At 61.0% G+C, this 6,735-nt stretch carries 5 protein-coding genes; 1 reads left to right on the plus strand and 4 read right to left on the minus strand.

Going from position 1 to position 6,735, the window contains the following annotated elements; all coding sequences use genetic code 11:
• Window positions 1–86 precede the first annotated feature (86 nt).
• Genes EV700_RS06055 through EV700_RS06070 form a run of 4 tightly spaced genes read right to left on the minus strand, consistent with a single transcriptional unit; the run spans window position 87 to window position 5,586 of the window.
• Window positions 87–1,256, minus strand: coding sequence for an acyl-CoA dehydrogenase family protein (locus tag EV700_RS06055; RefSeq protein WP_130411799.1), 1,170 nt, complete (start codon window positions 1,254–1,256; stop codon window positions 87–89).
• A gap of 37 nt (window positions 1,257–1,293) precedes the next feature.
• Window positions 1,294–2,901 (minus strand): acyl-CoA carboxylase subunit beta, encoded by a 1,608-nt coding sequence (locus EV700_RS06060; RefSeq protein ID WP_130411801.1) that lies wholly within the window; start codon window positions 2,899–2,901, stop codon window positions 1,294–1,296.
• A gap of 2 nt (window positions 2,902–2,903) precedes the next feature.
• Window positions 2,904–3,776 carry an SDR family oxidoreductase gene (locus EV700_RS06065; protein ID WP_130412565.1) on the minus strand — a complete coding sequence of 291 codons (873 nt, stop codon included), beginning with the start codon at window positions 3,774–3,776 and terminating at the stop codon, window positions 2,904–2,906.
• Between the two features lie 19 nt (window positions 3,777–3,795).
• Window positions 3,796–5,586 (minus strand): acyclic terpene utilization AtuA family protein, encoded by a 1,791-nt coding sequence (locus tag EV700_RS06070; RefSeq protein WP_130411803.1) that lies wholly within the window; start codon window positions 5,584–5,586, stop codon window positions 3,796–3,798.
• Between the two features lie 199 nt (window positions 5,587–5,785).
• Here EV700_RS06070 and EV700_RS06075 point away from each other — a divergent pair, with 199 nt between their 5' ends.
• Entirely contained in the window at window positions 5,786–6,409 is a 624-nt protein-coding gene (locus EV700_RS06075; RefSeq protein WP_130411805.1) for a TetR/AcrR family transcriptional regulator, read from the plus strand.
• Window positions 6,410–6,735 lie beyond the last annotated feature (326 nt).

The raw sequence follows: 6,735 nt of genomic DNA on the forward strand, positions 1-6,735 counted from the left end.
ATCGTAGGGGCGCACTGCGTGCGCCCTCTCCGCCGAACGGAATGCGTGTTTGGACGTGAAGGGCGCAGGCACTGCGCCCCTACGGGTCAGGCTTTCTTTTTGCTCGGCAAAATGTTCATCAGCTTGCAGATGATGCCCAGCATGATTTCGTCCGCGCCGCCGCCGATGGAAATCAGTCGACCATCGCGGTAGGCGCGGGCAATGGGGTTGTCCCACATGAAGCCCTGACCCCCCCAGTATTGCAGGCAGGAGTCCGTCACTTCGCGCATCAGGCGGCCGGCCTTCAGCTTGGCCATCGAGGCCAGACGGGTCACTTCCATCGGATCGCCGCCGCCGATGTGGGCTTCGCAAGCCTTCCACACCAGGGCGCGCAGCAGTTCCACTTCGGTCTGCAGTTCGGCCATGCGGAAGTGGATGGCCTGGTTATCAATCAGCGGCATGCCGAAGGTGGTGCGGGTGCGGCAGTATTCAATGGTCTGCTCGATGCAGGCTTCCATGCCGCCCAGGGCATTGGCGGCGCCGTACATGCGCTCTTCCTGGAACTGCATCATCTGCATGGTGAAGCCCATGCCTTCCGCGCCGATCACATAGCGCTGCGGGACGCGCACTTCGTCAAGGAAGATCTGCGCGGTGTCGGAGGAACGCATGCCCAGCTTGTTCAGCTTCTTCGAGAAGGAAATGCCCTTGCTCTTGGTCGGCACCACGATCAGCGACTTGTTCAGGTGCGGCTTGCCGTCGCTGGTGTTGGCCAGCAGGCAGAGGAAGTCGGACTGCGTGGAGTTGGTGATCCACATCTTGGTGCCGGAAATCACATAGTCGTCGCCGTCCTTGCGGGCGGTAGTCTTGATGGCGGCCACGTCGGAACCGGCGTGCGGCTCGGAGACGGCGATCGAGGCGACATACTCCCCGGCAATGGCGGGCGTCAGGAACTCGTCACGCAGTTCCTTGGAGCCGAAGCGGGCGAGGGCGGGCGTGGCCATGTCGGTCTGTACGCCGATGGCCATCGGCACGCCGCCGCAGGCGATGCGGCCCAGCTCTTCCACCACCACCATGTTGTAGGAATAGTCGAGACCGAGGCCGCCGTTTTCTTCCGGCTTGCAGATGCCTAGCAGGCCGAGGTCGCCCATCTTCTTGAAGACTTCATGGGCGGGGAAAATGCCTTCTTCTTCCCAGGCGTCAATGTGCGGGTTCAGTTCCTTTTCAACGAACTGGCGGGCGGTGCGGCGGAGGGCGTCGTGTTCGGGAGTCAGCTTCATGATGGTGTCCTCTGAGTGTTCTGTGTCGGCCGGCCGCTTAGAAGCGGGCCACGCCATAGGTATTGGATTTCAGGTCGCGCTGCGCCGCCTCGCGGATGGTTTGCAGCAGGAAGACCAGCAGCTTGCGGGTGTCGCGCGGATCGATGATGCCGTCGTCAAACAGGCTGGCGGTATTGAACAGGGCGGTGGATTGTCCTTCCAGCTTCGCCGCCGTGCTCTTTTCCAGGAAGTCGAGCACGTTCGGATCGGGGGTGATGCCCATCTTTGCCTGCTTGGCTTCGGTGACGATGCGCAGCACCTTGCCCGCCTGCGCGCCGCCCATGACGGCGGTCTTCGAGTTCGGCCAGGAGAAGATGAAGTGCGGATCAAGCCCGCGCCCGCACATGGCGTAGTTGCCCGCGCCGTAGCTGCCGCCGATGACGATCGAGAGCTTCGGCACGCGCGCATTCGCCACGGCCTGAATCATTTTAGAACCGTGCTTGATGACGCCGTTCTGTTCCGACTCGGTGCCGACCATAAAGCCGGTGGTGTTGTGCAGGAACAGCAGCGGCCGGTTGGTCTGGTCGCAGAGCTGGATGAATTGCGAGGCTTTCGCCGCCCCTTGCGGGGTGATCGGGCCGTTATTGCCGATGATGCCGATGGTGACGCCACCGACCTTCGCCCAGCCGCAGATGGTCTGGTTGTCGAATTCGGTCTTGAAGTCGAGGAAATCGGAGTCGTCGACCAGGCAGGCGATGACACTGCGCACGTCATACGGCTTGCGCAGGTCGCAGGGAATCAGGCCGAGGATGTCGTCCACCGGATAGCGCGGCTCGGCGAAATCCTTGGTGGTGGAGGCCTTGTCCCAGCCCAGCATGCCGACAATGTCACGCGCCTGACGGATGCCGTCGGCATCGTTCTCGGCGAGGTATTCCGCTGTGCCCGCCACCTGCGCGTGCATGGCCGCGCCGCCCAGGTCTTCCTCGGACGCCACTTCCCCGGTCGCCGCCTTCAGCAGGGGAGGACCGGCGAGGAACATTTCCGTCTTGCCGCGCACCACGATCATGTAGTCGGACAAGCCGGGCTGGTAAGCGCCGCCTGCGGTAGCATTACCATGAACAACCGTGACTTGCGGCAGGCCCATTGCCGACAGGCGGGCCTGATTGGCGAACGTGCGCGCGCCCTCAACGAAGATTTCCGCCGCGTGGTTCAGGTTCGCGCCGCCGCTTTCGGACAGACTGACAACGGGCAGCTTGTTCTGCGCGGCAATCTGTTGCAGGCGCAGCGTCTTGCGCAGGCCGCTGGGGGAAATGGTGCCGCCCTTGATCGCCGAATTGCTGGCGCTGACCAGACAGCGCACGCCGTTGACCAGACCAATGCCGGAAATCATGTTGCCTCCGGCTTCGGTGCCGTCCTTGTCGTCGTGCATCATGTAACCGGCCAGCCCGCACAGTTCCACGAAGGGCGAACCGGCGTCGAGCAGGTGCTGTACCCGCTCGTGCGGCAGCATCTTGCCGCGCTTGGCGAACTTCGGCTTTTCTTGCATGGAACGCTCAAGCACTTTCTGCTTGATGGCGTTCACCGCCTCGATCTGTTCCTGCATGGCCGCGCGGTTGGCCTGAAAGTCGGCGCTGTTGCGGTCGTGATCCAGCTCAATGATCGGCATGATTACTCACCCTTCTTGAAAATGTCGGGAAGGTAGGCGCGGTGGAATCCGTTGTAGGGTTCGGAGTTTTCATGATCCGCCAGGTCGTAGATCCGGGTGCCGAGGGAGGACGCGCCGTCAATGCGGATCGTCATGCCCGAGACATAGGCCGCCGCCTCCGATAGCAGGAAGCAGATGACGCTGGAGACTTCCGATTCTGTGCCCATGCGCTTCAGCGGCACGTTGCTGGCCAGCTTGGGAATGATGAATTTGGCGAAGTCGCCGCGGTAAGTGTCCATGCCGGAAGAGATGATCCAGCCCGGCGACACGGCATTGACGCGCACCCCGCTGACGCCCCATTCGACGGCGGCGGTCTTGGTCAGGTTGTCGACCCCGGCGCGCGCGGCCCCGGAATGGCCCATGTTCGGCATGCCGCCGTGCATGTCGGCGGTCATGTTGACGATGCTGCCGCCGTGATCCTTCATCCACTGGTTGTACGCTTCGCGCATCATCAGGAAGGTGCCATGCAGGTTGTTGCGGATCACGGCGTCGAAACCGTTGGTGGAAATGCTGGCCAGCGGCGAGGGGAATTGCCCCCCGGCGTTGTTGACCAGGCCGTCAAGGCGACCGTATTCCTTCAGCACGGTGGCAATGGTGTCCTTGACCTGGTCTTCGTTGCGGATGTCGCAAACCATCGTCCGGACCAGGCCGCCGTCCTGGATGATCTCGTCTTCCACCGAGGCCAGTTTCTCGGCCTTGCGGCCGGTAATCACCACCTGCGCGCCCAGCGCCGCCAATTCATGCGCGGTGCAGCGGCCAATGCCGGAGCCGCCGCCGGTGACCAGAATTACCTTGTCGGCAAACGCGTCGGGCTTGAAGAGGGAGTTGTATTGCATCATGGTCATCCATCCTTAATCAGAGCAGTTCCGCCGGAATTTTCACCGGCATGTCCAGCAATTGCTGACCATGCGCCTTGCCCTGCGGGTCGATGCGCAGGCTGGCGATACCGCCGCCGCCCAGGGCGTTGGTCAGCAGGATGTTCAGCGCGTCCAGACCCGGCAGCTCATAGATGTCGACCTTGCTCTTGTCGGCATCCAGCCAGTGCGCGCAGTACGCGCGCAGCGCGGCTTCGGTCAGGCTGGCGCGGATCCACGGCAGGTATTCCGGCTTGCGGGCAATGACGCCGATGTTCGAGGAATCGCCCTTGTCGCCGCTGCGGCACCAGGCCAGACGGATCAGCGGCACGGTGTGGGTGACGGCGCTGTTATCGGCAACCGGGCCGACGGCATGGCGGGTCGGCGGCACAAAGCCGCCTTGGGCGGGAATCTCGACGGGAATGCGTTCGCCGTTGATGTCGAGGCTGACCGGCACCCCGGCCTTGGCGACGACACACGAGAACAGGCGCACCACGGGGGAGGGCTTCGGACGACCGCCCATGATGCCCGCCAAACCTGGCGCCATGCCGGTCGAGGCTTGGGCAATTTCGCTGGCCAGGAACATCAGGCCTTCCTTCGCCGGATAACGTGCCACCATGCGCACCGTCACTTCGCGCGATTGGCGCATGACTGGATTGGCGTTGGCTCCGTAGGACTGTTCCGTACCGATGATTTCCACAAACGGTGACACCAGTTCCGGCACGCCGCGCTTGCGCAACACCGCATTTACCTTGGTGAAGATGGCGTTGGCCACGCGCTCACCCTTGCGGGCGGCGTCAATGCCGATGATCACGAAACTGGCGATCAGGCGGAAGCCTTCGGGGTAGGTGGCGGAAACCTTATAGGTGTCGGTCGGCGGCAAGCCCTTCGCGCCGGAAACCTTCACCAGATTTTCGCCTACCTGCTCGACCTTGGCGGTGGAAAAGTCGCAGGTCACATCCGGCAGGAAGTAGGCTTGCGGATCGCCGATTTCATAGATCAGCTGTTCGGCCACGGTGGCTCGACTGACCAGACCGCCGGTCTTTTCCGGCTTGCTGATAATAAAGGAGCCGTCGGCGAAGCATTCCGCCACCGGGAATCCCATGTTTTCGTAGCCGGGCACGCTTTCCCAGTCGGTGAAGTTGCCGCCGGTGCACTGCGCGCCGCATTCGATGATGTGGCCGGCCAACGAACCTTGCGCCAGCTTGTCGTAATCGTCCAGCGACCAGCCGAACTCGTGCAGCAGCGGCCCCAATACCACGGCGGAATCGACCACGCGGCCGGTAATGACGATATCCGCGCCTTGCGCCAGCGCATCGCGCACCGGCACGCCGCCCAGATAGGCGTTCATGCTCACCAGCATCGGCGGCATGGTTTCGCCGGAGAACATCTCGCGGGTATCGGCATCCCGGTAGGCCTGCTGTTGCGGCGTCAGGTCGTCACCCAGCACCACGGCCACCTTCAGGTTCAGCCCGGCGTCGTTGATCAGTTTCACCAGCGCGTCGCGGCAGGCGAGGGGGTTCACGCCGCCGGCGTTGCTGATCACCTTGATCTTCTTCTCGGCGATTTCCGGCAGCAGGCGCGCCATCACCTGGGTCACGAAGTCGGTAGCGTATCCGGCTTCCGGATTCTTCATCCGCGCACCGGCCATGATCGACATGGTGATTTCGGCCAGGTAGTCGAAGACGAGGTAATCGATCTGGGTCTGGCGGACCAGTTGGAAGGCGGCGGTGTTGGTGTCGCCCCAGAAGCCGGAGGCGCAGCCGATGCGGATGGAGGGTTTGCTGGTCATGGAACAGGTCCTGTCAGATGGCGTTCATCGAAGTGGGCATACCATACCAAGCAAGTGCTTGCTTGAGCAAGTGGCAAAATTGCGTCATAATTGACCGCATGCAATAAGTTTTTGTTTTTGCGGGCGTAAGGGCAGGGATATGGTTTAAACAGGCCGACTGCCCGGCTATCCTTTCGCAATTCTGTCATTCGGGGTGTGTATGTTTTCCAAGGCAACGCAGGTCAAGAACCTGGACAAGATTCCCGCTTTCGGGACACTGGATGATTCACCGAGAGGGAGAGTCCTGCGGGCGGCGGCGCATCTGTTCCGTGTTCAGGGCTATGCCGGAACCACAGTTCGGGAGATTGCGGCGCTGGTGGGTATCCAGTCCGGCAGTCTGTTCCATCATTTCCGCAGTAAGGAGGAAATCCTGTTTGTGGTGATGCGCGAAATCATCGTCTACAACACGGTGGTCTTGCAGGAAGTCGTGGAAGGGATTACCGATCCGCGGACCAAGCTGCGCGCAGTCATCCAGGCTGAACTGAATGCGATTAACGGCATTACCCGTGACGCCATGACCGTTCTGGTGTTTGAATGGGGATCGGTATCCCGCGAGCACAAGGAACAGCTGGAAAGCCTGCGTCAGGAATATGAAGAGATCTGGATCAAGGCGCTGGCGGGCAGCGGCCTGGAAGAGACGATGGCTGGCTCGCCGTCGGTTCGCCGTTCATTGCTGCGGGGCGCCATTGCCTGGACAGCCACCTGGTATCGGCGGGATGGCTCCATCAGCATTGAAGGATTGGCCGATATTGTCTTGGGTATGGCGTTGGGCGGTGCTGTTTGAGTTGTGTTTTGTCTTGCGCCAATAATCGAAGTGATGATGGACGGAACTTACATGCGTTCGGATACCTCAGGACGCATTTTCACGTCATTCTTAAATCGGCAAGCTGAGACAAATAGAGGAATGATATAATCCGTCGTTAAAGATGCCATTTCGCTATAGCCATCTACTGTTTGATTGACATGGAGTGTTCTGTGCTAAATATTATTATTAGCTCTCTAGTAAATAATTCTTGGCGGTCGATATTTTTCGGCTCCATTTGCGTGTTAGTTCTTGTTGCTTGTGATGATAATGCTCCGGGTCAGTCATCGTCTGAAGCCGAATCCGGT

The organism is Fluviicoccus keumensis (assembly GCF_004217445.1).
Taxonomy (GTDB): Bacteria; Pseudomonadota; Gammaproteobacteria; order Pseudomonadales; family Moraxellaceae; genus Fluviicoccus; species Fluviicoccus keumensis.

What these genes read in the sequence shown, in the direction of transcription:
- EV700_RS06070 (WP_130411803.1), bottom strand. Translation starts at nt 5,586, where the DNA reads ATGACCAGCAAACCCTCCATCCGCATCGGCTGCGCCTCCGGCTTCTGG.
- EV700_RS06075 (WP_130411805.1), top strand. Translation starts at nt 5,786, where the DNA reads ATGTTTTCCAAGGCAACGCAGGTCAAGAACCTGGACAAGATTCCCGCT.
- EV700_RS06055 (WP_130411799.1), bottom strand. Translation starts at nt 1,256, where the DNA reads ATGAAGCTGACTCCCGAACACGACGCCCTCCGCCGCACCGCCCGCCAG.
- EV700_RS06065 (WP_130412565.1), bottom strand. Translation starts at nt 3,776, where the DNA reads ATGCAATACAACTCCCTCTTCAAGCCCGACGCGTTTGCCGACAAGGTA.
- EV700_RS06060 (WP_130411801.1), bottom strand. Translation starts at nt 2,901, where the DNA reads ATGCCGATCATTGAGCTGGATCACGACCGCAACAGCGCCGACTTTCAG.